At 67.2% G+C, this 25,071-nt stretch carries 22 protein-coding genes; 15 read left to right on the top strand and 7 right to left on the bottom strand.

Annotated features, from left to right (window positions below; genetic code table 11):
* Positions 1 to 3: 3 nt before the first annotated feature.
* Together DEH84_RS15695 and DEH84_RS15690 are read right to left on the bottom strand one after the other, a co-directional pair.
* The gene (locus DEH84_RS15695) at positions 4 to 1,200 is read right to left on the bottom strand and encodes an acetyl-CoA C-acyltransferase (RefSeq protein ID WP_109037695.1); all 1,197 of its coding nucleotides are present in this window, start codon (positions 1,198 to 1,200) and stop codon (positions 4 to 6) included.
* A 27-nt stretch (positions 1,201 to 1,227) separates the two neighbouring features.
* On the bottom strand, positions 1,228 to 3,348 hold the full coding sequence (locus tag DEH84_RS15690; RefSeq protein ID WP_109037694.1) for a 3-hydroxyacyl-CoA dehydrogenase NAD-binding domain-containing protein: 2,121 nt from the start codon (positions 3,346 to 3,348) through the stop codon (positions 1,228 to 1,230).
* A 91-nt stretch (positions 3,349 to 3,439) separates the two neighbouring features.
* Here DEH84_RS15690 and DEH84_RS15685 point away from each other — a divergent pair, with 91 nt between their 5' ends.
* A complete protein-coding gene (locus DEH84_RS15685) occupies positions 3,440 to 4,342 on the top strand; it encodes a LysR family transcriptional regulator (protein WP_109037693.1) in 903 nt (300 codons plus the stop codon).
* Between the two features lie 33 nt (positions 4,343 to 4,375).
* Here the strand turns inward: DEH84_RS15685 and DEH84_RS15680 are convergent, their stop codons facing one another.
* Positions 4,376 to 4,852 (bottom strand): MarR family winged helix-turn-helix transcriptional regulator, encoded by a 477-nt coding sequence (locus DEH84_RS15680; RefSeq protein WP_109037692.1) that lies wholly within the window; start codon positions 4,850 to 4,852, stop codon positions 4,376 to 4,378.
* 166 nt (positions 4,853 to 5,018) lie between these two features.
* On the opposite strand from DEH84_RS15680, the gene badH reads away from it, so the two are divergent.
* From badH to DEH84_RS15610, 14 genes are all read left to right on the top strand, one after another.
* On the top strand, positions 5,019 to 5,786 hold the full coding sequence (gene badH / locus DEH84_RS15675; RefSeq protein ID WP_109038439.1) for a 2-hydroxycyclohexanecarboxyl-CoA dehydrogenase: 768 nt from the start codon (positions 5,019 to 5,021) through the stop codon (positions 5,784 to 5,786).
* Positions 5,787 to 5,826: 40 nt separating this feature from the next.
* Entirely contained in the window at positions 5,827 to 6,615 is a 789-nt protein-coding gene (gene badI / locus DEH84_RS15670) for a 2-ketocyclohexanecarboxyl-CoA hydrolase (RefSeq protein ID WP_109037691.1), read from the top strand.
* Positions 6,616 to 6,647: 32 nt separating this feature from the next.
* Entirely contained in the window at positions 6,648 to 7,805 is a 1,158-nt protein-coding gene (aliB, locus tag DEH84_RS15665; protein ID WP_109037690.1) for a cyclohexanecarboxyl-CoA dehydrogenase, read from the top strand.
* A 47-nt stretch (positions 7,806 to 7,852) separates the two neighbouring features.
* Positions 7,853 to 9,526: a cyclohexanecarboxylate-CoA ligase gene (gene aliA / locus DEH84_RS15660; protein ID WP_109037689.1), complete on the top strand. Its 1,674-nt coding sequence runs from the start codon at positions 7,853 to 7,855 to the stop codon at positions 9,524 to 9,526.
* A 7-nt stretch (positions 9,527 to 9,533) separates the two neighbouring features.
* Complete coding sequence (locus DEH84_RS15655) at positions 9,534 to 10,316, top strand: enoyl-CoA hydratase (protein WP_109038438.1); 783 nt, start codon at positions 9,534 to 9,536, stop codon at positions 10,314 to 10,316.
* Between the two features lie 18 nt (positions 10,317 to 10,334).
* A complete protein-coding gene (locus DEH84_RS15650) occupies positions 10,335 to 11,528 on the top strand; it encodes an acyl-CoA dehydrogenase (protein ID WP_109037688.1) in 1,194 nt (397 codons plus the stop codon).
* 28 nt (positions 11,529 to 11,556) lie between these two features.
* Positions 11,557 to 12,306 carry an electron transfer flavoprotein subunit beta/FixA family protein gene (locus tag DEH84_RS15645; protein WP_109037687.1) on the top strand — a complete coding sequence of 250 codons (750 nt, stop codon included), beginning with the start codon at positions 11,557 to 11,559 and terminating at the stop codon, positions 12,304 to 12,306.
* 23 nt (positions 12,307 to 12,329) lie between these two features.
* A complete protein-coding gene (locus tag DEH84_RS15640) occupies positions 12,330 to 13,262 on the top strand; it encodes an electron transfer flavoprotein subunit alpha/FixB family protein (RefSeq protein WP_109037686.1) in 933 nt (310 codons plus the stop codon).
* Between the two features lie 105 nt (positions 13,263 to 13,367).
* The gene (locus DEH84_RS15635) at positions 13,368 to 14,219 is read left to right on the top strand and encodes a branched-chain amino acid ABC transporter permease (RefSeq protein WP_109037685.1); all 852 of its coding nucleotides are present in this window, start codon (positions 13,368 to 13,370) and stop codon (positions 14,217 to 14,219) included.
* A gap of 23 nt (positions 14,220 to 14,242) precedes the next feature.
* Entirely contained in the window at positions 14,243 to 15,223 is a 981-nt protein-coding gene (locus tag DEH84_RS15630; RefSeq protein WP_109038437.1) for a branched-chain amino acid ABC transporter permease, read from the top strand.
* Between the two features lie 18 nt (positions 15,224 to 15,241).
* Positions 15,242 to 15,961 carry an ABC transporter ATP-binding protein gene (locus tag DEH84_RS15625; protein WP_109037684.1) on the top strand — a complete coding sequence of 240 codons (720 nt, stop codon included), beginning with the start codon at positions 15,242 to 15,244 and terminating at the stop codon, positions 15,959 to 15,961.
* Entirely contained in the window at positions 15,958 to 16,662 is a 705-nt protein-coding gene (locus tag DEH84_RS15620; protein WP_109037683.1) for an ABC transporter ATP-binding protein, read from the top strand. Before DEH84_RS15625 ends, DEH84_RS15620 begins: the two co-directional genes overlap by 4 nt.
* 71 nt (positions 16,663 to 16,733) lie before the next feature.
* A complete protein-coding gene (locus tag DEH84_RS15615) occupies positions 16,734 to 17,915 on the top strand; it encodes an ABC transporter substrate-binding protein (protein ID WP_109037682.1) in 1,182 nt (393 codons plus the stop codon).
* 107 nt (positions 17,916 to 18,022) lie between these two features.
* On the top strand, positions 18,023 to 19,159 hold the full coding sequence (locus tag DEH84_RS15610; protein ID WP_109037681.1) for a porin: 1,137 nt from the start codon (positions 18,023 to 18,025) through the stop codon (positions 19,157 to 19,159).
* A gap of 27 nt (positions 19,160 to 19,186) precedes the next feature.
* Here DEH84_RS15610 and DEH84_RS15605 read toward each other — a convergent pair whose 3' ends face one another.
* The 4 genes from DEH84_RS15605 to DEH84_RS15590 all read right to left on the bottom strand — a co-directional run bounded on the left by DEH84_RS15605 (position 19,187) and on the right by DEH84_RS15590 (position 25,036).
* Positions 19,187 to 20,098 (bottom strand): LysR family transcriptional regulator, encoded by a 912-nt coding sequence (locus tag DEH84_RS15605; protein WP_109038436.1) that lies wholly within the window; start codon positions 20,096 to 20,098, stop codon positions 19,187 to 19,189.
* 122 nt (positions 20,099 to 20,220) lie between these two features.
* A complete protein-coding gene (locus DEH84_RS15600; protein WP_109037680.1) occupies positions 20,221 to 21,450 on the bottom strand; it encodes a beta-barrel domain-containing protein in 1,230 nt (409 codons plus the stop codon).
* Positions 21,451 to 21,474: 24 nt separating this feature from the next.
* Positions 21,475 to 23,682 carry a peptidase domain-containing ABC transporter gene (locus tag DEH84_RS15595; protein ID WP_109037679.1) on the bottom strand — a complete coding sequence of 736 codons (2,208 nt, stop codon included), beginning with the start codon at positions 23,680 to 23,682 and terminating at the stop codon, positions 21,475 to 21,477.
* Entirely contained in the window at positions 23,675 to 25,036 is a 1,362-nt protein-coding gene (locus tag DEH84_RS15590) for a TolC family protein (RefSeq protein WP_109037678.1), read from the bottom strand. Before DEH84_RS15590 ends, DEH84_RS15595 begins: the two co-directional genes overlap by 8 nt.
* Positions 25,037 to 25,071 lie beyond the last annotated feature (35 nt).

Raw genomic sequence — 25,071 nt, 5'->3', positions numbered from 1 at the left:
GCTTCAGAAGATTTCGAAGAGGCCGGCGGCGCCCATGCCACCCGCGATGCACATCGTCACCACGGCCCACTTCACGTTCGGGTTCTGCGCCTTGCGGCGGCGGCCTTCCAGCAGCACGTGGCCCACCAGCCGCGCACCGGTCATGCCGAAGGGGTGGCCGATCGAGATGGCACCGCCATTGACGTTCAGGCGTTCGTCGGGGATGCCCAGGCGCTGCTGGCAGTACACCGACTGCGATGCAAACGCCTCGTTGAGCTCCCACAGGTCGATGTCGTCGACCGTGAGGCCGTGGCGCGCCAGCAGCTTGGGCACGGCAAACACCGGGCCGATGCCCATTTCATCGGGCTCGCAGCCGGCCACGGCCATGCCGCGGAAGGCACCCAGCGGCTGCAGGCCGCGGCGCTCGGCTTCCCGGCTGTCCATCAGCACGCAGGCCGAGGCGCCGTCGCTCAACTGCGAGGCGTTGCCCGCGGTGATGAACTGGTCGGCGCCCCGCACCGGCTCCAGCTTCGCGAGCGATTCGTAGGTGGTGCCCGGGCGGTTGCAGGTGTCGTGGTCCACCGTCACGTCGCGGTGCGACACGGCCTTGGTGTCCTTGTCGACCACGGCCATCGTCGTGGTCACCGGGATGATCTCGTCGGCATACCGGCCGGCTGCCTGGGCTTCGGCCGTCTTGCGCTGGCTCTCCACCGAGAAGCGGTCCTGGGCCTCCCGGCTGATGCCATAACGCTGCGCCACGATGTCGGCGGTCTCGATCATCGTCATGTAGAGCGCCGGCTTGTGCGCCTGGATCCATGGGTCGATGCCGCTGTCGCCGTCTTCACGGGTGCGGATGCCCGAGATGCTCTCGATGCCGCCGGCGATCATGGCCGGGGCACCGTCCACGATGATGCGGCTGGCGGCCATGGCCACGGCCTGCAGGCCCGATGCACAGAAGCGGTTGACCGTGGTGCCGGCAATCGACAGCGGCAGGCCTGCGCGGAGCACGGCCTGGCGGCCGATGTTGCGGCCGGTGCGGCCTTCGGGGTAGCCGCAGCCGAGGATGGCATCCTCGATCAGGTCGGCTTCGATGCCGGCGCGGTCGACCGCCGCCCGGACGGCGAACGAGGCCAGGGTGGGGCCGGGCACGATGTTGAACTCGCCGCGGTGCGACTTGGTCAGCGGGGTTCGTGCGGTGGACACGATGACGGCTTCACGCATGGGGTTGTCTCCTGAAGTGAGGTCGGGTCAGCCGTGGTTGAGGCTGTCGAAGTTCTTGCCTTCCTGCACCAGCCTGACCAGCAGCGGGGCCGGTTGCCAGAACAGCGGGTCTTCTTTGGCAAACGACTGGATGTCGGCCAGGATCTGCGGCAGGCCGACGAGGTCGGCGTACTTCATCGGCCCCCCCTTGTGGCGGGGGAAGCCGTAGCCGTGCACCAGCGTGACATCGACGTCGAGCGGCCGCAAGGCAATGCCCTCTTCGACCACCCGGGCGCCTTCGTTGACCATGGCGGCCACGTAGCGGCGCTCCAGCTCTTCGCGGGTGAAGGGGCGCGGGGTCACGCCGGCCTTGGCGCGCGCTTCGGCGATGAGGGGCTCGACGGCCGGATTGGGCTTGCCGCTGCGGCTGCCGGCTTCGTACACATACCAGCCCTGGCCGGTCTTCTGGCCGAACCAGCCGCGCTCGCACAGCCGGTCGGCAATGTGCACGTAGCGGGCCTTCGGGTCGCGGGTTGCGGCGCGGCGCTTGCGCGTGGCCCAGCCGATGTCGCCCCCGGCCAGGTCGCTCATCTCGTACGGGCCCATGGGGTAGCCGAAGGCGCGCACCATGGCGTCGATCTCGAACGGCGAGGCCCCGTCTTCCATCATGTGGTCGGCCGCCGTGCGGTACACGGCCAGGATGCGGTTGCCGATGAAGCCGTCGCACACGCCGGCGCGCACCGGCACCTTCTTGAGCTTCTTGGCCAGCGCAAAGCCGGTGGCGACCACGTCGGCGCTCACCTTGGCGGGCACCACGATCTCCAGCAGCTTCATGATATTGGCCGGCGAGAAGAAGTGCAGGCCGAGCACATCCTGCGGGCGCGAGATGCTGCCTGCGATCTCGTTGATGTCCAGGTAGGACGTGTTGGTGGCCAGCACGGCACCGGGTCGGCAGACGCGATCCAGCTCGGCAAACACCGCCTTCTTCACGGCCATGTCTTCGAACACCGCTTCGATCACCAGGTCGGCATCGGCGAGCGCGTCGTAGTGCGTCGAGCCCTGGAAGCGCGTCAGGATGGCGGCCTTGCCCTCTTCGGTCAGGCGGCCCTTGGCCACGGCCCCGTCATACACCTTGGCCACGCGCGACTGGCCGAGGGCCAGGGCCGCGTCATCGCGCTCGATCATCGTCACGTTCAGGCCCGCATCCAGCAGGGACACGGCGATGCCGGCGCCCATGGTGCCGCCGCCGATCACGCCGACCTTCTGTAACGGGCGGGGCTGAGCCGACTGGGTCTCTGGCGACTTGGTGACTTCGCGCTCGGCAAAGAACAGGTGGACCAGGCCGGCGCGCTGCGGACTGTGCAGGCACTGCGTGAACAGGTCGCGCTCGGTGGCCAGGCCGTCGGCAAAGGGCTGGTCCAGCGCGGCCTGCACGCAGTCGACGATCTTGCTCGGCGAGAACAGGCCCTTCTTCTTCGCCACCTCGGCGCGGGCCGCGTCGATCGCGGCCTGTTGCGCAGCCCGGTCGGCCAGCGCCGCAGTCTGTTCACCGGTGCGGCGGATCGGGGCGCCGTCGGCCAGCAGGCTGCGGGCGTAGGCCACGCCTTCAGCGGCGATGTCGTTGCTGGTCGCAATGTGGTCGATCAGGCCCAGGCGCAGCGCTTCCTTGGCGCTCGCGTGGCGGCCGCTGAGCATCAGGTCGAGCGCGGCGGCGGCGCCGATCAGGCGGGGCGCGCGTTGGGTGCCGCCCGCGCCGGGCAGCAGCCCCAGGGCGACTTCGGGCAGCCCCACCTTGGCGGTGTCGACGGCCACGCGGTAGTGGGCTGACAGCGCGATCTCCAGGCCGCCACCGAGCGCGGCGCCATGGATGGCCGCGATCACCAGCTTGTCGCAGGCTTCGATCTGGTTGCAGACCTCGGGCAGTGCAGGCGCCTGGGGCGGCTGGCCGAACTCGCGGATGTCGGCACCGGCGATGAAGTTGGCGCCCGAGCCCGCGATCACGATGGCGTGCACATCGGCGTCGTGGCTCAGTTCGGCAAAGGCCTGTTGCAGGCCCTGGCGCACCGCGGTGCTCAGCGCGTTCACCGGCGGGTTGTGCAGGGTGACCAGGGCGATGGCGCCGTCGCGTTGGACGCGAACGGCCGGGAGGGAGTCGGTATGGGCGGGCATGGCCTCATTCTTGGCACGGGCCCCGTTCTTGACAATCCGGGGTGGCATTGACAGACTGTCAAACAATTTTTGACAATCGACCCGTGCTGCGATGGATCTGCAAGCCCTCACCCTGCTGGTCGAGATCCTCGATGCCGGCAACCTCAGCGAGGCCGCCCGGCGGCTGAAGATGAGCCGGGCCAACGTCAGCTACCACCTCAACCAGTTCGAGCGGTCGGTGGGGCAGCAGCTGGTGCGCCGCACCACCCGCCGCATCGAGCCCACCGAGATCGGCCTGCGCCTGTACGAGCATGGCCGCGCCATCCGCGACGAACTGACGGCCGCGCGGGATTCGGTGGCCGCGCTGAGCCAGCATCTGCAAGGGCGCGTGCGCCTCAGTGTGCCCAGCGGCTATGGGCAGCTGGTGATGTCACCGTGGCTGATCGACTTCAAGCGTGCCCACCCGGGCGTCGTGCTCGATGTGGTGTTCGAGAACCGCGTGGTCGACCTGCTGCGCGACGAGGTCGACATTGCCGTGCGCGTGATCAGCGACCCGCCCGAGAACCTGGTGGCCCGCGACATGGGGCCGGTGCGTTATGTGGCCTGCATGACGCCAGCCTATGCCGAGGCGCATGGCGTGCCGCGCGCGCTCACCGACCTGGCCGAGGCCCCCGTGATCACGTCGGCGGTGGTGGGGCGCGAACTGCGTCTGGCCGCCACGCTGCATGGCGAGCGCCACGAGGTGCCGCTGCGGCCCACGCTCACGTCAGAGAACTTCCTCTTCCTGCGCGAGGCCATCGTGGCCGGGCTGGGCGTGGGCATCGTGCCCGATTACGTCGTGCATGACGAGGTGACGCGCGGCGATGTGATCACCGTGCTCGACGACTGGAAGCTGCGCATCTTCGGCATGCGCATGCAGATGCTCTACATGCCCAACCGCCATCACACGCGGGCGGCGGCCACGTTCATCGAGTTCATGCTGCAGCGGGCGCGCGCCGACCAGGCCGAGGGCTGATCGGGGCGCACCGCGCACGCATTCGTGCCCTGATCAGCGGACGTCGTCCTCTGTATCGCCATCGGCCTCGTCGTCAAGGCGCTTCATGTTCTCGAGCAGGCGCAGCAGGTAATGCAAGGTGTGCGTCATGTCGCTCGTCGACATGTCGCCGAGGGCCTGGTCGTAGAACCGGTGGATCTTGGGGCGCGCCCGCTCTTCCCACGTCACCCGTCCCGCGTCCGTCATCGTGACCAGCCTCGCTCGGCGATCGCGGCCGTCGGGGCGGCTGCACAGGTGGCCGTCGCGCTCCATGCGGCTGATCAGGCCGGTGAGGTTCTGGCGGCTGACCATGAGGTAGCGCGCCAGGTCGCCCATGCTCATCCCTTCCTGGGATCTGGCGCGCGACAGGGCGCCCAGCACGGCCCATTGCTGCGTCGTGAGCCCTTCGTCCTCGACCGCTTTCGTGCCGGTTTTGTGCAACATGTTTGCACATTGATAGAGCCGGAAGAAGATGCGGTTCGCCATCTCCATTCGGTGGGAATGCTGCTCTTTATTAGGGAAAACCATGTTTATCGAGGCCTCCGAGGGGCTTGTGCAGGGGGCGTTGGAGATCCAATAATAGTCAACATGTTGACGAAATTGCTTGAGCGAGATCGTATCGCAGCGAGCAAATCCTAGACCTTAGATGGAGATCCAGATGGCGAATTTTGATGGCAAGACGGTGATCGTGACGGGCGGCGGCGGCGGCATCGGGGGGGCGACCTGCAAGCGCTTTGCCCGGGGCGGCGCCAAGGTCGCCGTGTTCGACATGAACCTGGCGGCCGCCCGGAAGGTGGTCGACGAGATCCAGGCCGCTGGCGGCGTCGCCCAGGCTTTCCAGTGCAACATCACCGACCGCGCTGAAGTCGATGCCGCGGTGGCCGCTGCCGAGGCCGCCCTGGGGCCGGTCGCCGTGCTGGTCAACAACGCCGGGTGGGACGTCTTCAAGCCCTTCGTGAAGACCGTGCCGGCCGAGTGGGACAAGCTGATCGCCATCAACCTGACCGGCGCCCTGCACATGCTGCATGCCGTGCTGCCCGGCATGGCCGAGCGCAAGTACGGCCGCATCGTCAACGTGGCGTCCGACGCCGCCCGCGGTGGCTCGTCCGGTGAGGCCGTGTACGCGGCCTGCAAGGGCGGTCTGGTGGCCTTGTCCAAGACGCTGGCGCGTGAACACGCTCGCCAGAGCATCACCGTCAACGTGGTGTGCCCGGGCCCGACCGACACGGCCCTGCTGGCCGGTGTGGCCGAAGGGGCGCGCGATCCGGCCAAGCTGATCGAGGCATTCAAGAGCGCCATCCCGCTGGGCCGCCTGGGCCAGCCCGACGACCTTGCGGGCGCCATCGCCTTCTTCGGCAGCGACGACGCCGGCTTCATCACCGGCCAGGTGATCTCCGTCTCCGGCGGTCTGACGATGCACGGCTGAGCCGCGCCTTCCTTCCCACCTCACACGAAACGAGTCCACCATGTCCGCACCGTTCGAAGACATCCTCTACGAAGTCCGCAACCACGTTGCCTGGATCACGATCAACCGCCCGGAGAAGATGAACGCCTTCCGCGGCACCACCTGCGACGAGATCATCAAGGCCCTCAACAAGGCCGGCTATGACCGCGACGTGGGCTGCATCGTGCTGGCCGGCGCGGGTGACCGTGCCTTCTGCACCGGCGGCGACCAGTCGGCGCACGATGGCAATTACGACGGCCGCGGCACCATCGGCCTGCCGATGGAGGAGTTGCACACCGCCATCCGCGACGTGCCCAAGCCGGTGATCGCCCGCGTGCAGGGCTTTGCCATCGGGGGTGGCAACGTGCTGTGCACCATCTGTGACCTGACCATCTGTTCCGACAAGGCCATCTTCGGCCAGGTGGGTCCCAAGATGGGCTCGGTGGACCCCGGCTACGGCACCGCCTTCCTGGCTCGCGTGGTGGGCGAGAAGAAAGCCCGTGAGATCTGGTACCTGAACAAGCGCTACTCGGGTCAGGAGGCCGTGGACATGGGCCTGGCCAACATCTGCGTGCCGCACGAGCAGCTCGATGCCACCGTGCAGGAGTGGGCGGAAACGATCTGCGAGCGCAGCCCCACCGCCATTGCCATCGCCAAGCGCAGTTTCAACATGGACACGGCGCACCAGAGTGGCATCGCCGGCATGGGCATGTACGCCCTGAAGCTGTACTACGACACCGAAGAGTCGCGCGAGGGCGTCAATGCGCTGAAGGAAAAGCGCAAGCCGGACTTCCGCAAGTACGCCAAGTGATCCGCCGATGCCCTGCTGAGAAGAGGTAAGAGATGAACCCGAATCCCTACATCAACGAAGACCTGCAGGCGCTGGCCGAGACGGCCCGCCGTTTTGCGACCGAGCGCGTGGCGCCCGGTTTTCTGGAGCGCGACAAGACGCGTGACCTCGATCGCGTCCTGCTGCGCGAAATGGGTGAGCTCGGGTTCATCTGCCCTGAACTGCCCGAAGAGTTCGGCGGGATGGGCATGGGCTGTCTGGCGGCCGGCGTGATCCACGAGGAGATCGCCGCGGCTGACCTCAGCTTTTCCTATCTGAACCTGCTGGCTTCGTTGAACGGCCACATCCTGGCCAAGTACGGCAACCCCGAGGTCGTCGGGCCCTGGCTCAAGAAGCTGACCCGCGGCGAGATCATCTGCTGTATCGCGCTGACCGAGCCCCGTGGCGGCTCCGACGCGGCCAACCTGCGTCTGCGCATCGAGCGCGACGGCGACTTCTACGTCCTCAATGGCGAGAAGACCTCCATCTCGGCGGCCGACCAGGCGGACCTGGCCGTGGTCTTCGGTCGCACCGGTGCACCCGAAGACGGCGCCCATGGCGTGACCGCCGTGATGGTGCCGATGGACACCCCGGGCATCACCACCAACCGTTTTGACTGCCATGGCCAGCGTGCCATCGGTCGCGGTTCGATCTTCTTCGAGAACGTGCGTGTGCCCGTCAGCCACCGCCTCGGCGAAGAGAACAAGGGCTTCGTGCAGGTGATGCACGGCTTCGACTATTCGCGCTCGCTGATCGGTCTCCAGTGCCTGGCCGTGGCCCGTGCGGCCCTGACCGAAACCTGGGAGTACATCACGCAGCGTGAAGCCTTCGGCAAGCCGCTGTCGAACTTCCAGGGCGTGACCCATCCGCTGGCGCAGTTCGACACCGAGGTCGAAGGGGCTCGTCTGCTGTGCCTGCAGGGCCTGTGGCTGAAGGACCAGGGCCTGCCGCACACGGCGGAAGCCGGCATGGCCAAGTGGTGGGGCCCCAAGCTGGCCTACGACGTGATCCACCAGTGCCTGCTGTGCTATGGCCATGGCGGCTACGACCGCGGCGTGATGGAGCAGCGACTGCGCGATGTGCTGGGCTTCCAGATCGGCGACGGCACGGCCCAGATCATGAAGACCATCGTGGCCCGCGTGCGCGCCGGTCGCAAGAACGTGCCGGCCTGATCGATCGCCGCTGCACCTTGCTCGAACCATAAGAACGGAGACAAACCATGGACTTTGATGCTGTGCTGCTGGCGCCCCGGCGTGCCGCCGCGGTGGCCCAGGGCTACTGGCTCGACCGCACCATCAACGATGAGCTGGACCAGGCGGTGGCGACCTGCCCGGACCGGCCCGCGCTGACCGCCGTGCGTGTGGAAACGGGCGAGGTGACGCGTTTCACCTATGCCGAGATGGCCCGACTCGCCGACCGCATCGCGGTGGGCCTCACGCGCCTGGGCGTGGGCAAGAACGACATCGTCGCCTTGCAGCTGCCCAACTGGTGGCAGTTCACGCTGACCTACCTGGCGTGCTCACGCATCGGCGCGGTGCTCAACCCGATGATGCACATCTTCCGTGAGCGCGAGCTGTCCTTCATGCTGCAGCACGGCGAAGCCAAGGTGGTCATCGTGCCCAAGGTGTTCCGCGGTTTCGACTTCGAGGCCATGCTCGACGGGCTGAAGCCGCAGTTGCCCGCGCTGCAGCACGTCGTGGTGGTCGGTGCGGTGGATGCCGATGGGCAACCCGCCGCCCACAGCTTCGAAGCCCTGCTCACGGTGCCGGAGTGGGAGAAGTCGCCTGACGCGCAGGCCGTCCTCACCCGCAACCGGCCGAGCGCGGACGACATCACCCAGCTCATCTACACCTCGGGCACCACGGGCGAGCCCAAGGGCGTGATGCACTCGGCCAACACGGTGTTCTCCAACATCGTGCCTTACGCCCGCCGACTGCAGCTCGGCGCGGGCGACACGGTGTTGATGGCTTCGCCGATGGCCCACCAGACCGGCTTCATGTACGGCCTGCTGATGCCCATCATCCTGAAGTCGCACGTGGTGCTGCAGGACATCTGGGACGCGAAGAAGGGCATCGAGCTGATCAACGCCGAGCAGGTGGCCTTCACCATGGCTTCCACGCCCTTCCTGACCGACCTGACCAACACCGTGCAGGCGGCCCACACCAGCGTGCCCTCGTTGAAGACGTTTCTCTGCGCGGGTGCGCCCATTCCCACGGCCCTGGTGGAGCAGGCCCGTGCGGTGCTGGGCGTGAAGATTGTCTCGGCCTGGGGCATGTCCGAGAACGGTGCCGTGACGACGACCCGCCTCGATGATCCGGACGAGCGCGCCTTCAACACCGACGGCTGTCCGCTGCCCGGGGTGGAACTCAAGGTGGTCGACGTGGAAGGCCGCGAACTGCCGCCCGGCCAGGCCGGCAAGCTGATGGTGCGGGCCTGCTCGAATTTCGGGGGCTACCTCAAGCGCCCGCAGCTCAACGGCACCGATGCCGACGGGTGGTTCGACACGGGCGATCTGGCCCGCATGGACGACCACGGCTACATCCGCATCACGGGGCGCAGCAAGGACGTGATCATCCGCGGAGGCGAGAACATCCCCGTCATCGAAATCGAGAACCTGCTGTATCGCCATCCCGCGGTGGCATTGGCGTCCGTCGTGCCCTATCCCGACGAGCGCATGGGCGAGCGGGCTTGCGCCGTCGTGGTGACCAAGCCCGGGCAGGCGCTGACCTTCGATGAGATGGTGGCGTACATGAAGGCGCAGAAGGTCGCGATGCAGTACATCCCCGAGAAGCTGCTGGTGCAGGAGTCGCTGCCTTCCACCGCCTCCGGAAAGATCCAGAAGTTCAAGCTGCGCGAGATGCTGGCCGAGATGACGCGGCAGGTGCAGGCGTGAGGTGCGCATGAGTCAGCTCGAACGCCCCATCCTCACTGCGACGCACGGCCGTGTCGCGCTCATCACCCTGAACCGCCCGGCGCAGATGAATGCGCTCAACGACGCCCTGATGAGCGCCCTGGGCGAGGCCTTGCTGGCCTTCGACCGTGACGAGGGCATCGGCGCCATCGTGGTCACCGGCAACGACAAGGCGTTTGCCGCCGGTGCCGACATCGCCGCCATGGCCGACTGGACCTACCAGGACGTGGTGCGCGACCAGTTCGTGACCCGCAACTGGGAAACCATCCGCCAGGTGCGCAAGCCGGTGATTGCCGCCGTGGCCGGCTTTGCACTGGGCGGCGGTTGCGAACTGGCGCTGGCGTGCGACATCGTCATCGCGGCCGAATCCGCCCGATTCGGGCTGCCCGAAGTCAAGCTGGCGGTGCTGCCGGGCGCCGGGGGCACGCAGCGCCTGCCGCGGGCCATCGGCAAGGCCAAGGCCATGGACCTGTGCCTGACTGGACGCATGCTCGACGCCCACGAGGCCGAGCGCGACGGGCTGGTCTCGCGTGTGGTCACGCCCGAGCGGCTGATGGACGAGGCCATGGCCGTGGCCACCACCATCGCCGGCTTCTCGCTGCCCGCTGTCATGAGCATCAAGGCCTGTGTCAACCGTGCCTGGGAATCTTCCCTCGCCGAAGGCATCGGCTTCGAGCGTCGCGAGCTGTATGCACGCTTCGCCACCGACGACGCCCGCGAAGGCATGCACGCCTTCCTGGGCAAGCGCAAACCGGTGTTCCAGCACCGTTGAACCCTCAAGGATCACACCATGTCTTCTTCCACCAAAGCCACCTTCCAATGGGATGATCCCCTGCTGCTGGACCAGCAGCTGACCGACGATGAACGCGCCGTGCGCGATGCCGCCCGCGCCTACTGTCAGGACAGGCTGGCTCCGCGCGTGCTCAACGCCTTCCGCAACGAGCAGACGGATGCATCGATCTTCCGCGAGATGGGGGAGCTCGGCCTGCTGGGCGTGACCATCCCCACCGAGTACGGCGGCTCCGGCCTGAACTACGTTTCCTATGGGCTTGTGGCCCGCGAGGTCGAGCGCATCGACTCGGGCTACCGTTCGATGATGAGCGTGCAGCACTCGCTGGTCATGGTCCCGATCAACGAGTTCGGCACCGAAGCGCAGAAGAAGAAGTACCTGCCCAAGCTGTGCACCGGCGAGTACATCGGCTGCTTCGGTCTGACCGAACCCAACCACGGCTCGGACCCCGGCAGCATGATCACCCGCGCCACCAAGGTGGGAGGCGGCTACAAGCTCAGCGGCTCGAAGATGTGGATCTCGAACTCGCCGATCGCCGACGTGTTCGTGGTCTGGGCGCAGTGCAATGAAGACGGCAAGGACGCCATCCGCGGCTTCATCCTCGAGAAGGGCTGGAAGGGACTGAGTGCGCCCGCCATCCATGGCAAGGTCGGTCTGCGGGCCTCCATCACCGGTGAGATCGTGATGGACGAGGTGTTCGTGCCCGAAGAGAACGCCTTTCCCACCGTGCGGGGTCTGAAGGGGCCCTTCACTTGCCTGAACAGCGCACGCTACGGCATCTCCTGGGGGGCGCTGGGGGCCGCCGAAGACTGCTACAGCCGGGCCCGCCAGTACGTGATGGACCGCAAGCAGTTCGGCAAGCCGCTGGCGGCCAACCAGTTGATCCAGAAGAAGCTGGCCGACATGCTGACCGAGATCACGCTGGGCCTGCAGGGCTGCCTGGCCCTGGGGCGCCTGAAGGATGCTGGCCAGGCACCGGTGGAGGTGACCTCGATCATGAAGCGCAACAGCTGTGGCAAGGCGCTCGACATCGCCCGCCTCGCGCGCGACATGATGGGCGGCAACGGCATCTCCGACGAGTTCGGTGTGGCACGCCATCTCGTCAACCTCGAGGTGGTCAACACCTACGAAGGCACGCACGACATCCACGCCCTGATTCTGGGCCGTGCGATCACCGGCTCGGCCGCTTTCTGATTCTCACCCCGCATCGGAGCACAACAACATGAAAGCACTTGTCGCCGTCAAGCGCGTGGTCGACTACAACGTCAAGGTCCGTGTCAAGGCCGACCAGAGCGGCGTGGACATCGCCAACGTCAAGATGAGCATGAACCCCTTTGACGAAATCGCCGTCGAAGAGGCCGTGCGCCTGAAAGAGCAGGGCATCGTCACCGAAGTGGTGGCCGTGTCCTGCGGTGTGGCCCAGTGCCAGGAAGTCCTGCGAACCGCGCTGGCCATCGGCGCGGACCGTGCCATCCTGGTCGAGAGCGACGCCGAGCTGCAGCCCCTGGCCGTGGCCAAGCTGCTCAAGGCGATCGTGGACAAGGAGCAGCCTGGTCTGATCATCGTCGGCAAGCAAGCCATCGATGACGACAGCAACCAGACCGGTCAGATGCTGGCCGAGCTGGCCAACCTGCCGCAAGCCACCTTCGCCTCCAAGGTTGCCAAGGACGGCGACAAGCTGCTGGTGACCCGTGAAGTCGATGGCGGCGCCGAAACGCTGTCGCTGTCGATTCCCGCGGTGGTGACGACCGACCTGCGCCTCAATGAGCCGCGCTATGTCACGCTGCCCAACATCATGAAGGCCAAGAAGAAGCCGCTGGACACCTTCAAGCCGGCCGACCTGGGTGTGGACGTGAGCCCGCGCCTGAAGACACTCAAGGTCAGCGAGCCCCCGGTGCGCTCGGCCGGCATCAAGGTGGCCGATGTGGCCACCCTGGTCGACAAGCTCAAGAACGACGCCAAGGTCCTGTGAGACCGTTCCAAGAGGAGACACACATGACCGCACTCGTCATTGCCGAACACGACAACGCCTTGCTCAAGGGCGCGACCCTCAACACCGTCACTGCGGCCGTCGCTTGCGGTGGCGACGTGCATGTGCTGGTGGCTGGCCACAATGCCGGTGCTGCTGCCGCAGCGGCCGCTCAGATCGCTGGCGTCACCAAAGTCATCCATGCCGATGGCCCCAGCCTGGCCCAGGGCCTCGCCGAGAATGTGAAGGCTCAGGTCGTGAGCCTGGCGTCCAGCTACAGCCACATCCTGTTCCCCGCCACCGCTGGCGGCAAGAACGTGGCCCCGCGCGTGGCCGCTCGCCTGGACGTGGCCCAGATCAGTGACGTCACCAAGGTGATCTCGTCTGACACCTTCGAGCGTCCCATCTATGCCGGCAACGCGATGGCCACCGTGCAAAGTGCCGACGCCGTGAAGGTGTTGACCGTGCGCACCACCGGCTTCGACGCCGCAGCCGCCACCGGTGGCAGCGCCGCCGTGACCACCGTGGACGCCGTGGCCGATTCGGGCCTGAGCACCTTCCAGGGCAGCGAGATCGCCAAGAACGATCGTCCCGAACTGACCGCTGCCAAGATCATCGTCTCCGGTGGTCGCGCGCTGGGCTCGTCCGAGAAGTTCAACGAGGTCCTCACGCCCCTGGCCGACAAGCTCGGTGCCGCCCTGGGTGCTTCGCGCGCCGCGGTGGACGCCGGCTATGCCCCTAACGACTGGCAGGTCGGCCAGACCGGCAAGATCGTGGCGCCGCAGCTCTACGTCGCGGCCGGCATCTCGGGCGCCATCCAGCACCTGGCCGGCATGAAGGACTCGAAGGTGATCGTCGCGATCAACAAGGATCCGGAAGCCCCGATCTTCCAGGTGGCCGACTACGGGTTGGAGGCGGATCTGTTTGCCGCCGTGCCCGCCCTGACCCAGGCGCTCTGAGCGCCGCGCTCCCCGCGCATCCATCTTGCCGCTCCACCGGGTCTCCAACCCGGGGGGCAGGTCACGCCTGTACCTCGATGTCCAGGCTTTCGAGAGGAGACAAACATGCTCACCATCAACCTGTTCAACGGGCTGGTGTATGGCGCCCTGCTCATCGTGATGAGCTCGGGCCTTGCCCTGATCTATGGCTTGCGCCGCGTGGTGAACTTCGCCCACGGCGCGCTCTACATGCTCGGCGCCTATCTGGGCTACACCGTGGCCATCCACAGCAACTTCTGGGTGGCCCTGGTGGTCGCGCCGGCCTTGATGGCCGGGGTGGGTGTGCTGCTCGACCGTTACGGGTTTCGCCTGCTGCAGGACCGCGAGCCGCTCAATGTGATGCTCGTCACCTTCGGCCTCCTGCTCATCCTGGAAGACCTGGTGGTGGCCATCTGGGGGAAGGGCAATCACTCGATCTTCACGCCCACGCTGCTCGATGGCTCGGTGGCCGTCTTTGGTCATGACCTGCCGGCCTATCGCATCGCCGTGCTGTTCACGGGGCTGGCCGTGGCTGCCGGGCTGACGGTGTGGCTGCGCTGCTCGCGTGTCGGTCTGTTCGTGCGGGCCGCCTCGACCGAGCCCGTCACCACCTCGATGCAGGGCGTCAACACCGACATGCTGAGTGCCGGGGTGGTGGGCCTGGGCAGCGCGTTGGCCGGTCTGGCCGGCGTGGTCGCCGGACCCTTCCTGTCGCTGTCGCCGCACATGAGCTCCGACGTGCTGATCGACTCCTTCGTCGTCGTCGTGATCGGGGGGCTGGGCTCGCTGGCGGGGGCCTTCATCGCCGCCATCCTGCTGGGGATGATGCAGGCCCTGGGCGCCGTCTACCTGCCTGGCGTGTCGGTTCTGCTGCCCTTCCTCTTCATGATCGTCGTGCTGATCTGGAAGCCCTCGGGCCTGATGGGCAGCCGCACCTGACCGAGCTGGAGAACCACATGAACATGAGTATGTCTCGCATCAGCGTCCTGTCGGTGCTGACCTTGATCCTGGGCGTGGTCATCATGACCTTCGTCACCTCCGGCTCGCTGCTGGCGATGTTCACGCAGGCGGTGGTGTACGCCATCTCGGCCCTGGGCGTGGGCTTTCTGCTGCGCCAGAACGGCCTGGTCAGCTTTGGACACGCCCTGTTCTTCGGTGCCGCCGGTTACGGCATGGGCGTCATCTTGCAGCTGGAGTGGATGTCGGCCGAGCTCGCCGTCTTTGCGGTGCTCGGTGGCCTGGCGCTGGTGGGCTTTCTGATGGGCCTGGTGATCGTGCGCGTGCCCGGCATTGCCTTCGGCATGCTGACCCTGGCCATTGGCCAGATGGCCTACCTGCTGGCCACCCGCGCCACCGGCATGACCGGCGGCACCGACGGCATGAGCGTGGCCTGGCCCAATGAGGTGTTCGGCTTCTCGCAATCGGTGCTGCTCAAGCCCGCCGTGCTGTTCATGGTGGCCTGGGTGTTGATGGTGGTCGTCACCTGCCTGCTGCTGTGGGTCATCCGCACGCGCTTCGGGGCCATCACCGAGGCCATCCGCGACAACGAAGAGCGCGCGCGCTTCATCGGCATCACCACCACCGTGCCCCGCGCCGCCATCTTCGCCATCTCCGGCGTGGTCACCGGCATCGCGGGTCTGCTGTCTTCGTTCAACACCGGCTTCGTCTCGCCCGAGACCCTGCACTGGAGCGTCTCGGCCATCACCTTGTTGATGGTGGTGGTGGGCGGCTTCAAGCGCCCGATCGGCCCGATCGTCGGTGCCATCGTGTACTTCCTGTTCAAGGATCTGCTCGGTGAGTACGCCACGCACAGCAACGCCATCTTCGGCGCGGCCCTGATCGCGGTCATCGTGTTCTCGCCCGACGGAATCACCGGGGCCATCGAGCGGGCCTTCAAGGGCAAGAAACCCGCCGGTGCTGCGCACCAACCCATCAGCCACTGAGCGCCACAGGAGACACACATGAGCCAGTACGTTCTACAGGCCCAGGATGTGGCCATCCACTACGGTGGGGTGAAGGCCCTGGACGGCGTGGACATGACCCTGGAGAAGGGCCAGATCCGCGGCCTGATCGGCCCCAACGGCGCGGGCAAGTCCACGGTGATCGATGCCATCACCGGGCGCCGTCCGCTCACGCGGGGCAAGGTGACCCTGATGGGTCAGGACGTGAGCCACCTGGGGGCGGTCGAGCGCCGCGCCCGCGGCCTGTCGCGCAGCTTCCAGCGCACCTCCATCTTTCACGGCATGACCGTGCGCGCCCAGGTCGAACTGGCGTCTTACAAGATGGGCATGCAGAACTCGGCCGAAGACGCCGAGGCCGTTCTCAGGGAGCTGGACCTGGACCGCCTGGGCCACATCGTGGCCGAGGACCTGGGCTACGGCGAGCAACGCCGACTCGATCTGGCACTGGCTCTGGTGGGCCGCCCGCAGGTGCTGATGCTGGACGAGCCGATGGCGGGCCTGTCCGTCAAGGAGTCGCACGATCTGGCCAGGCACCTGAAGGCGCTGACCTCGAAGTGGGATGTGTCGGTGCTGCTGGTCGAGCATGACATGGACGTGGTGTTCGGCATCTCCGACGTCATCACAGTGTTCGAACTGGGCCGCGTGATCGCCCAGGGCGCCCCCGCCGAAGTCCGCGCCAACCCGCGCGTCCGTGAAGCCTACCTCGGGAGCACCGCATGAGCGCTCTGTTGAACCTCCAAGGCGTCCAGTCCTACTATGGCTCGGCGCACATCCTCCACAGCCTGAGCCTGCACGTGAACGCCGGCGAGCGCGTGGGCCTGATCGGCCGCAACGGCGTGGGCAAGACCACCGTGGTCAACACCATCCTGGGCCTTGCCCAGATGAAAGCGGGCCACATCCACTTCGGCCCCAAGCAGATCGACAGGCCGCGTGCCTACATGGCTGCACAACACGGCATCGTGGTGGTGCCACAGGGCCGCCGCATCATCGCCAACCTGACCGTGGAAGAGAACCTGTTGCTGGGGGCGGCCACCGGACGCAAGGGCCACTGGCATGTGGCCGAGATCTACAAGCTCTTCCCGATCCTGAAGGAGCGCGCCCACACCTCGGGCACGGCGTTGTCCGGTGGCCAGCAGCAGATGCTGGCCGTGGGGCGCGCGCTCATGGCCAACCCCGATCTGATCCTGCTGGACGAGCCGACAGAAGGGCTCGCGCCGGTCATCGTCGACCAGCTTGCCGACATCTTCAATCAGGTCGCCGACCAAGGCACGGCCCTGCTGCTGATCGAGCAAAACATGAGCCTGGTGGCTCGGGTGGCGCACCGCTACCTGGCCATGGCCAAGGGCGCGGTCGTGGCCGAAGGGCGTGTGGACAACACGCGCGAATGCCTTGAAGACCTGGAATCCCACGTGATGGTGTGAGCGCCTTCACGCGCGGTGAATCGGCGGCCGGGCCGCATCCGGCAGACGTTGTTTGAGACGAGGAGACCGAGATGAACAAGTACACGAAGATGACCCGTTTGCTGGCTGGTGTGGTGCTGGTGGCCAGCCTGCCGACCGTGGCCATGGCGCAAGCCAGGGAGCCCCTGAAGATCGCCCTGGTCGCATCGAAGTCGGGCGGCTTTTCCACCATGGGCGCCGACGTCATCAGCGGCATCCGGTTCGCTGTCGAGGAAGCGAACGCCAGAGGCGGTGTCGATGGCCGTCGGGTCGAACTGGCCGAAGGCGACGATGAAGGCACGCCGGACGCCGGACGCCGTGCCGCCGAGAAACTGACCCGAGAGGGGTACAAGTTCATCCTCGGTCCCATCACCTCCTCCATCTCGCTGGCCATCAGCCAGAACCTGACACGCTGGGATGCCGCCTTCATCGGCACCATGGCCAAGGCCGACAAGCTGACGGCCGACGCCTGCAACCCGCGCTTCATCCGGACGAACCACTCGGACGCCATGGACCTGGCGATGATCAACCAGTGGGTCAAGGGCCTCAAGGGCAGCAACTTCGCCATCCTGGCGGCCGACTATGTGTGGGGCCAGGATTCGGCCAAGTCGTTCGAGGCGGCCGTGACGGCGCAGGGCAAGAAGGTCAGCCTCAAGCTGTTCGCGCCGCTGGGCACCAAGGACTACGCCCCCTACATCCAGCAGCTCAAGGCCGCCGGCGTCGACGCCATCTGGTTTGCCGACGTCTCGGGGGGCGTCAACTTCGTCAAGCAGGCCAATGACTTCGGCCTGAAGACCCCGCTGATCGGCCACGCGCTGGTGTCCAACTTCATCATCAACGCCACGGGCCGGCTGCTCGAGGGCACGCCGGGCAATGTCGGCTACACGCCGGACATCGACTCGCCCGCTTCGCAAGCGTTCGTTGCGGCCTTCAAGGCCCGCCACAAGCGGCTGCCCACCGACACGGAAGGCCAGGCCTACAACGGGGCGATGGTGCTGTTCCAGGGCGTGGCGCTGGCCCGGAGCGTCGAACCCGAGGCGGTGACCAAGGCCCTGCGCGGTGCCACCGTGGACACGCTGTACGGCAAGGCCGCCGTGCGTGCGGCCGACAACCAGATGGTGATTCCGAACTATGTGGCGCGCGTGAAGGTAGCCGATGGCGTGCTGCGCCCGGTGATCGAACAGGCCTTCCCGGCCTCGATCACCCCACCCGCCTCGCCGCTTTGCAAGATGTGATGGCTCATTGTGTGAGCCAGTACTAGGGGCGCGACGCAACGCGACGGGTCATTCCCGCCGGCGCCGTGCCCCGTTTTCCCGAAGAGCCGTAGACAAAGGAGACAAGCATGAAGTTCCGACATTCCTTCCTGGCCGCTGCAGCCCTGCTGACCACGGCCGGCGCGCAGGCCCAGGCCAGCAACGTGACGCTGTACGGCACGCTGGACCAGTACCTCAACTACATGAAAAGCAGCTCGGGCAAGAGCCTGACATCGCTCAATGATGGCGCCCTGATGCGAAGCCGGTTGGGATTCCGCGGCACCGAAGACCTCGGTGGCGGTCTATCGGCGAAGTTCACGCTGGAACACGGCCTTTACGCCGATGCCGGCAAACAGAACGACAGCACGCGCTTCTTCGACCGCCAGGCCTGGGTGGGACTCGCGACACCCTACGGCGAGTTCCGGGCCGGCCGCCAGAACACGGCTGCCTTCACCCGCAGCGCCGAGGTGGACTACAGCGGCCGCACGCTGGGCTCGCTGTCCAACTGGTATGGCCTGACCGCCCGCTACGACAACGACCTGGCCTACATCTCGCCGCGCATCAACGGCTTCGTCTTCGAGGCCCACTTTGCGCCCGGCGAACAAGGCAAGGGCAGCCCGGCCAGCAAGGCCGTGTGGCAGTTTGCGGTCGACTACGACGGCGGCCCGATCAAGGCCGGGTTTGCAGGTTTGCGCGCGCGCCCGGCCGCCGGTTCGGCCGTGGGCAAGACCATCGTGTTCGACAACCTGTACGGTAGCTATGACTACGGGCAGGGCAAGGTCTACGCCTCGGTGATCCGCAGCAACGTCAGCACCGGATCGGCCAGCGGTCCTCTGCAGGGCAACAACGCGGGCATGCTGTTGGGCGCCACCGGCACCCTGGTGACCGGGGACGCCGGCACGGCGGCCGATGCGCACCGCTTCCACAACGTGGTGCAGCTGTCGGCCGACTACCGGGTTTCCAGTGCGCTGCGCGTAGGCGGCATGGTCGGTCGCATCCACGACACCTCCGATGCCAAGGAAAGCGCCACCGGCGCCTCGCTGGGGGCGTTCTACGACCTGTCGAAGCGCACCACCGTCTACGGGATGGGGCAGGTGCTGCGCAACGATCGCAACGCGGGATTCGTGCTGGCGGGCTCGGCCGCGGTGCTGCCCAACTTCGAGGCCGCCGACGTCAACGGCAAGCGCCTGACGGCCATGCAGCTCGGCATCCTGCACCGCTTCTGATGGGCCGCGGCATCGGGTGGTTCAGGCTCACGCCAGCCACTCGATGCCCGGCAGCTGCGCACATTCAGTGCGGATGATCTGCGCCATGTCCTGCATGTAAGGCCGGCTGGCCAGCGCCTTCGGGCACACCGCGTGCAGCTCGCTCCACAGGCCTTTCGGGCCGATGCGCACGGCCTGCACATAGTCGTGCTGCAGGTAGCTCTGCAGACCCCAGCTGGGCAGGGCGGCCACGCCGCGGCGGCTGGCCACCAGTTGCACGATGGCCACGGTGAGCTCGGCCGTGCGGCGGGCCGGCGCCACGCCAGCGGGCTGCAGCACCTCGCGGATCAGGTCGATGCGCTGCTCGGGCACCGGGTAGGTGATCAGCGTCTCGTCGGCGAAATCGCGCGCGCTCAGGCTGCGCTTGTGGCGCAGGGGATGGTCGTTGGCCACCACGGCCAGGATCTCGAAGCGGAACAGCGGCTGCACGGACCACGGCCGCATCGCACGCGGCTTCGAGCCGATCACCAGGTCGGCCTTGCCCTCCTTGAGCAGGGCCAGCGGGTCGGCATGAAAGCCCGCCACCAGATCGACCTCGACCTCGGGCCAGCGTTGGCGGAAGGTGTGCATCACCGGCATCAGCCAGTCGAAGCAGGTGTGGCATTCGAGCGCGATGCGCAGTTCGCCGCCGGTCTGGCCCTTCATGCGCTGCAGGTCGCGCTCGGCGGCGTCCACCTCGATCAGCACCGTGCGGGCCAGGGTCAGCAGGCGGTCGCCGGCCGGCGTGAAGCGCAGGCCCTCGCGGGTGCGTTCGAACAGCGGCAGGCCATGGTGGTCTTCCAGCGCGCGGATCTGGTGTGACAGCGCCGACTGGGTCAGGTGCACGCGCTCGGCGGCGGTGGTGAGCTTGCCGGTGTCGGCAATGGCGACAAGCGAACGCAGATGGCGAAGATCGAGCATGAGCCACATGATCGCACGGGCTGTGCCCCATGCAATCGATTCATGCAATGACCTTCTGGTGACCCGTCCGCACGATGCGCTCGGCGCGGTACGCTGCGCACCCCCTCGCGGTCGCGCCGCGATCAGCGCTCACCCATCGACTCGCTCAAGGTCTTGCGGATGGGTTTGAGCAGGTAGGCCATCAGGCTGCGCTGCCCCGTCCGGATGTCGGCTTGCGCCGTCATGCCGGGCAGGATCTCCAGACGCTTGCCGCTGCTGCTGATGACGGGGAACCCTTCGGGTCTGACGTGCACGCGGTAGTGGATCTCCTCTCCGCGTCCCGTGTCCTTCTTCATGCTGTCCGCGCTGACGTAAACCACCCGTCCCGCGACGCTGCCATGAACGGTGTAGTCGAACGGATCCAGGCGGATGGTCGCTGGCAGGCCAGGCCGCACGGACGCGATGTCGGCCGGACGCACCTTGGCTTCGATGATGAGGTCGTCGCCCACCGGGACGATCTGCATGAGTTCATCGCCGGCCCGGAGCACGCCGCCGACCGTCGTGACCCGGATGTTCTTGACGATGCCCGGCCCGCTCGCCTTGAACACCGTGTCCTCGTGTTCCTGGGTGCGCCGGGCCATCACCTGGCTGAGTTGTGCGACCTCGTCCTCGGCCTTGGCAAGATCCTGACGGGCGTCTTCCAGGAATTTGTTTTTCCGTCCCAGCAGGCGTGATTCGGCCTCGTTGGCGGCACGCTGCACCCGCATGAGCTCGGAGCCGCTCGCGTCGCCGTTGGTGGCCAGTTGCTCGACGAGGCGCATTTCCTTGCGCGCCAGGTCCAGCCCGACCTGGAGCGTGCGAAGGTCTTCCTGCAATCCCGAGCGTCGCTGGATGAACAGGGCCTGCTCGACCCGGACCTGCTCGGCGGCGGTGGCGTTCGGGGCCTCGGGGAACACGGGCATCGGGGCGGCCGTCACCTCGGCCTTCAGCCGGGCTGCGCGGGCGCGCAAGGCAAACAGGCGTGCCTCGGTTTCGCCCATGTTGGCGGCCACCCGGGTCGGGTCCTGGCGTGCGAGGACCTGGCCGGCCTTTACCTGGTCACCTTCCTTGACATACAGCGCCGACAGCACCCCCCCATCGACGGACTGGATCACCTGCACCCGGCTGCTGGCGATCACCTCGCCGCTGGCGCGCGTCACCTCGTCGATCTGGAAGGACATGGCCCAGACCACGAAGCACACGAACACGCCGCCCAGCAGCCAGGCCAGCCAGTGGCCCGAACCCTGGTGGTAGGACTGCAGCCGAGCCAGACGCGCGTCTGCGGCCTGACTGTCGTGGCGCCCGCTGCGTGGCGGGCCTTGATCGGGGTTCACGTGGGTCGTCTCCTTGCGGTCGGGTCAGGCGCGGCGGGGCGCAGGTGCGGGCGTGGGCCGGGTGGCAACCGTGCGCAGGATGCTTTCCGGTGTGCCATCGTGGACGACCTCGCCCTGGTGCATCACCAGCACGCGGGTGGCCACCTTCATGGCCTGTTGGGGGCGGTGGGTGGCCACGACCAGGATGTCCTCCGGTCGCACGTTCTCGGCCAATACGCGCCAGACGCGCGCCTCGCTTTCTGCATCCAGCGAGGCAGTGGGCTCATCCAGCAGCCACACCACAGGCCGGTTGATCACCACGCGTGCCAGGGCCACAAGCTGCTTCTGCCCTCCTGACAGGCCCTCGCCCCCTTCACTCAGGGGCAGGTCCATGCCCTGCGCACTCTGTGAGGCAATTGCATCGACGCCCAGATCGCTTGCGATCTTGAGCAGCCGCGAATCGCCTGCCGTGCCGGACAGGGCCAGGTTGTTGCGCAGGCTGCCCTTGAACAGGTGCACGCTCTGAGGCAGGTAGCCGACCTGGCCGGCCAGCAACTGCGGCTCGATCTCCCACAGGTCGGCATCGCCCAGTCGCACGCGGCCTTCTGCGGGTCGGTACAGGCCGGCCAGCACCTTGAGCAGCGTGGACTTGCCGCACCCGATCGACCCGACCACCAGCACCCGCTCACCGGCCTGGATGGTCAGCCTGTCGATGTTCAACTGCTTCAGCGCCGAGTCCGGGTAGCTGTAGCGCACCTTCTCCAATGCGATCTGGGTCGGCAGTTCTTCGGGTACCAGCAGTGTCTGGGTCTCGCCGCGGTCGCGTGCCAGGCGCAGCACCTGGTTCACCATGTCGAGCGACTGGCGCACGCTCTGCCATTGGGTCAGGTACTGCACGCCCTGTGACACCGGGCCGATGACCCGACCGCCGAGGATGGAGCACGCAATCATGGCCCCCATGGTGAGCGTGCCCGCCTCGATCTGCCACACCCCCACCACGACGGCCGCAACATAGGCGATGCTCGACAGGGTGCCCATCGTCACCTGCGAGGTGTTGCTGATGGCCTTCTGTTGCACGGCGTAGGCGTCGATCGTGTCGGTGATGTGCTGCCAGTCCTGCGCGAACCGCCAGCCCGCATTGGCCGCGCGAATGGACTCGGCGCCGCGGATCGCATCGACGAGGATGCCCTGACGTTCGTTGCTGCGTGAAACTTGCTGCTTGAGCAGATCGCGCAAGCGAAGCTGCGTGACCAGGCCCAGGCCCACGGCCACCGGCAGCAGCACGGCGTACACCCAGGCAATGGGGCCACCGATGACCGCGATGAAGGCCATGAACATCAGCGTGAACGGCAGGTCGATGAGGCCGAACAGCACGCTGGAGGTCAGGAACTGGCGCACGGATTCCATCCCGCCGACCTGCGCGGCCAGGGTGCCCAGGCTTCTAGGCTGCAGATCCAGGCGCAGGGACAGCAGGTGCTCGAACACCTGCTGCGACACGGTCTTGTCCACCGACACCGCCAGGCTGTCGAGCACCCGCGCGCGCAGGATCTTGAGCAGCCAGTCCATCAGGGTGGCGATGGCCATGCCGGCCACCAGGGTGGTCAGCGTGGCGTAGGCCAGGGTGGGCACCACGCGGTCATAGACCTGCATGGCAAACAGCGAGGTGGCCACCGCCAGCAGGTTCACCACCACGGTTGCGGTGGCGACCGTCACGATCCAGCCGCGGCTGGCGAACACGGCCTGCCACAGCAGGCGCAGCGCCGGGTTGTCCGCCAGGAAGCCTGCCGAAGCCCCGGGCGCGGCCGCGGTGGGCCGGGGGCGGACCCACAGGACCAGGGCATCGCGCAGGCGGCTCTCCGCGCATGTGTGCACCTCACCTTGCGCATCGCGCAGCAGGACGGTGTCTTCCGTCTCGTCGCTCGGGTCGACCGGTGCGGCGTCCCGCGCGTGGGCTTGCGCGATGAACCAGCCTTCGTCCAGTCGCACCAGCGCCGGCAGGCGCCGTTGATCGAAGCGCCGCCAGCCCAGTTGCAGGACCGAGACGCCCTTCAACTGCGCCTGGTTGGCCAGAGCCCGGACCCACTCCACGGGCGGGCTGCTGGCTGTAACCGCAGCAGGCAGGCGCTGCATGGCCGCAGTCAGCCCGGCCAGCGTCACGGCGTGGCCCGCTGCCGACAATGCCTCTGCCAGCAAGGCCAGTGGCGGCAGATCCCGGTGAAGCCCGGGCGCGTCGGCGCCATTCACATCACGCATCGCGCATTCCCATCGTCACGGTTGGCTGTGGTTGTTCCTGCGCGGACTCGCCAGACCGGAGGTCCGCCAGCGCGTCGAGCTCGCCAGTCAGGGCCGCCAGGCGGAGGCCGTAGACCAGCCAGTCTGTTTCAGCCTGGACCTGGGCCAGACGTTGCTCGGTCAGTTCGCGCTGCATGTTGAGCACATCCAGCCACGACTTGTAGCCGGCTTCGTACTGTCGCTGGTAGGAGTCCAGCAGGAGACCCAGGTCGGTCACCGACCGGGTCTGGTTGTCGCGCAGCTGGCGTTGCGTTTCCTGTTGCAGGAAGAGGGACCGTACCGTGCGCTGCACGTCGTTGAGCGTGCTCTGGTGGTCGGCCCGTGCGGCGTCACGTCGAGACACGGCAGCGCCCACGCGGCCCCGTGTGCCCATGCCCAGGTTGTCGAGCGCCCCTTCGACCACGACCCGGACCGTCGTGCCGGGATTCGTGATGCCGGTCGTCTGGAAGCTGCGGTCGGCCTGCAGGTAGACCGATGGCATCGCAGCCAGTCGCTCGCGTTCGATCTCGGCCTCGGCAAGCCGGATGCGCTCAGCCTTGAACGCCAGGTCCGCGTGCGCCGTTTCGGCCAGCGTCAGCCAGTCGCTCACGCTGCGGCGGCGCTCGGGCAGAACCAGCGCATCCGGGACGGGCAGTGCGCTGTTCACCGGGCCGCGGGTCAGGGCTTCCAGCTCGGTCTGCGCCAGCAACCATTCCGTCTCGAGCCGATCGCGTTGCATGCGAGCCTGGGTCAGCCGCGCCTCGGCCAGACGCACGTCAGCCGCCGAGGCCAGCTCCCCGCCCTGGCGACGCCGGATGCGCTCGAGCAGGCCTCGCAACTGCGACTGGTTGTCGTCGCCCACCTGCAGGCGCAGTCGGGCACCCCATGTGCGGACATAAGCGGCGGCGGTCTGGTCCAGCAGTTGCCGCTGCAGGCGCAGCAGATCGGCCACTTCGGCCTGCGCCTCCACATCCGCCACCGCAATGGTGCTGTCGATGCGGCCGAACGCCCACAGCGGTTGCCGCACCCGCACGCTGCCCGGATTGGTGCCGGCCTGGTCGCTCTTCTGTGCGGCCCACTGTGCGCTCAGGCTGGGCAGGCGCTGTGCGCGCGCGGCATCGCCGAGGGATTGCCGGGCGGCCACCTCGGCCCGCTTGCCTTGCACGGCCGGGTGCAAGCGCAGCACCGATTGCAACGCCTGCACCACGCCCGACACGGGCTGGGGCGCCTGCGCGCCGGCGGGGGAGGGCGGCGCACCCTGTGCCCATCCTGCCCCCGGCATGGCCAGCCCAGCCCCGAGCCAGCACAGCAGGGGGCGCCACGGAAGTCTGTTCATGAAGGGACGTCTTGTTGCCAAGCCTGGTTCAATGT

Source organism: Aquabacterium olei (assembly GCF_003100395.1).
GTDB lineage: Bacteria > Pseudomonadota > Gammaproteobacteria > Burkholderiales > Burkholderiaceae_C > Aquabacterium > Aquabacterium olei.
Note: the sequence above shows the minus strand (reverse complement) of the source record. Positions and strands in the feature narration are given on the sequence as shown.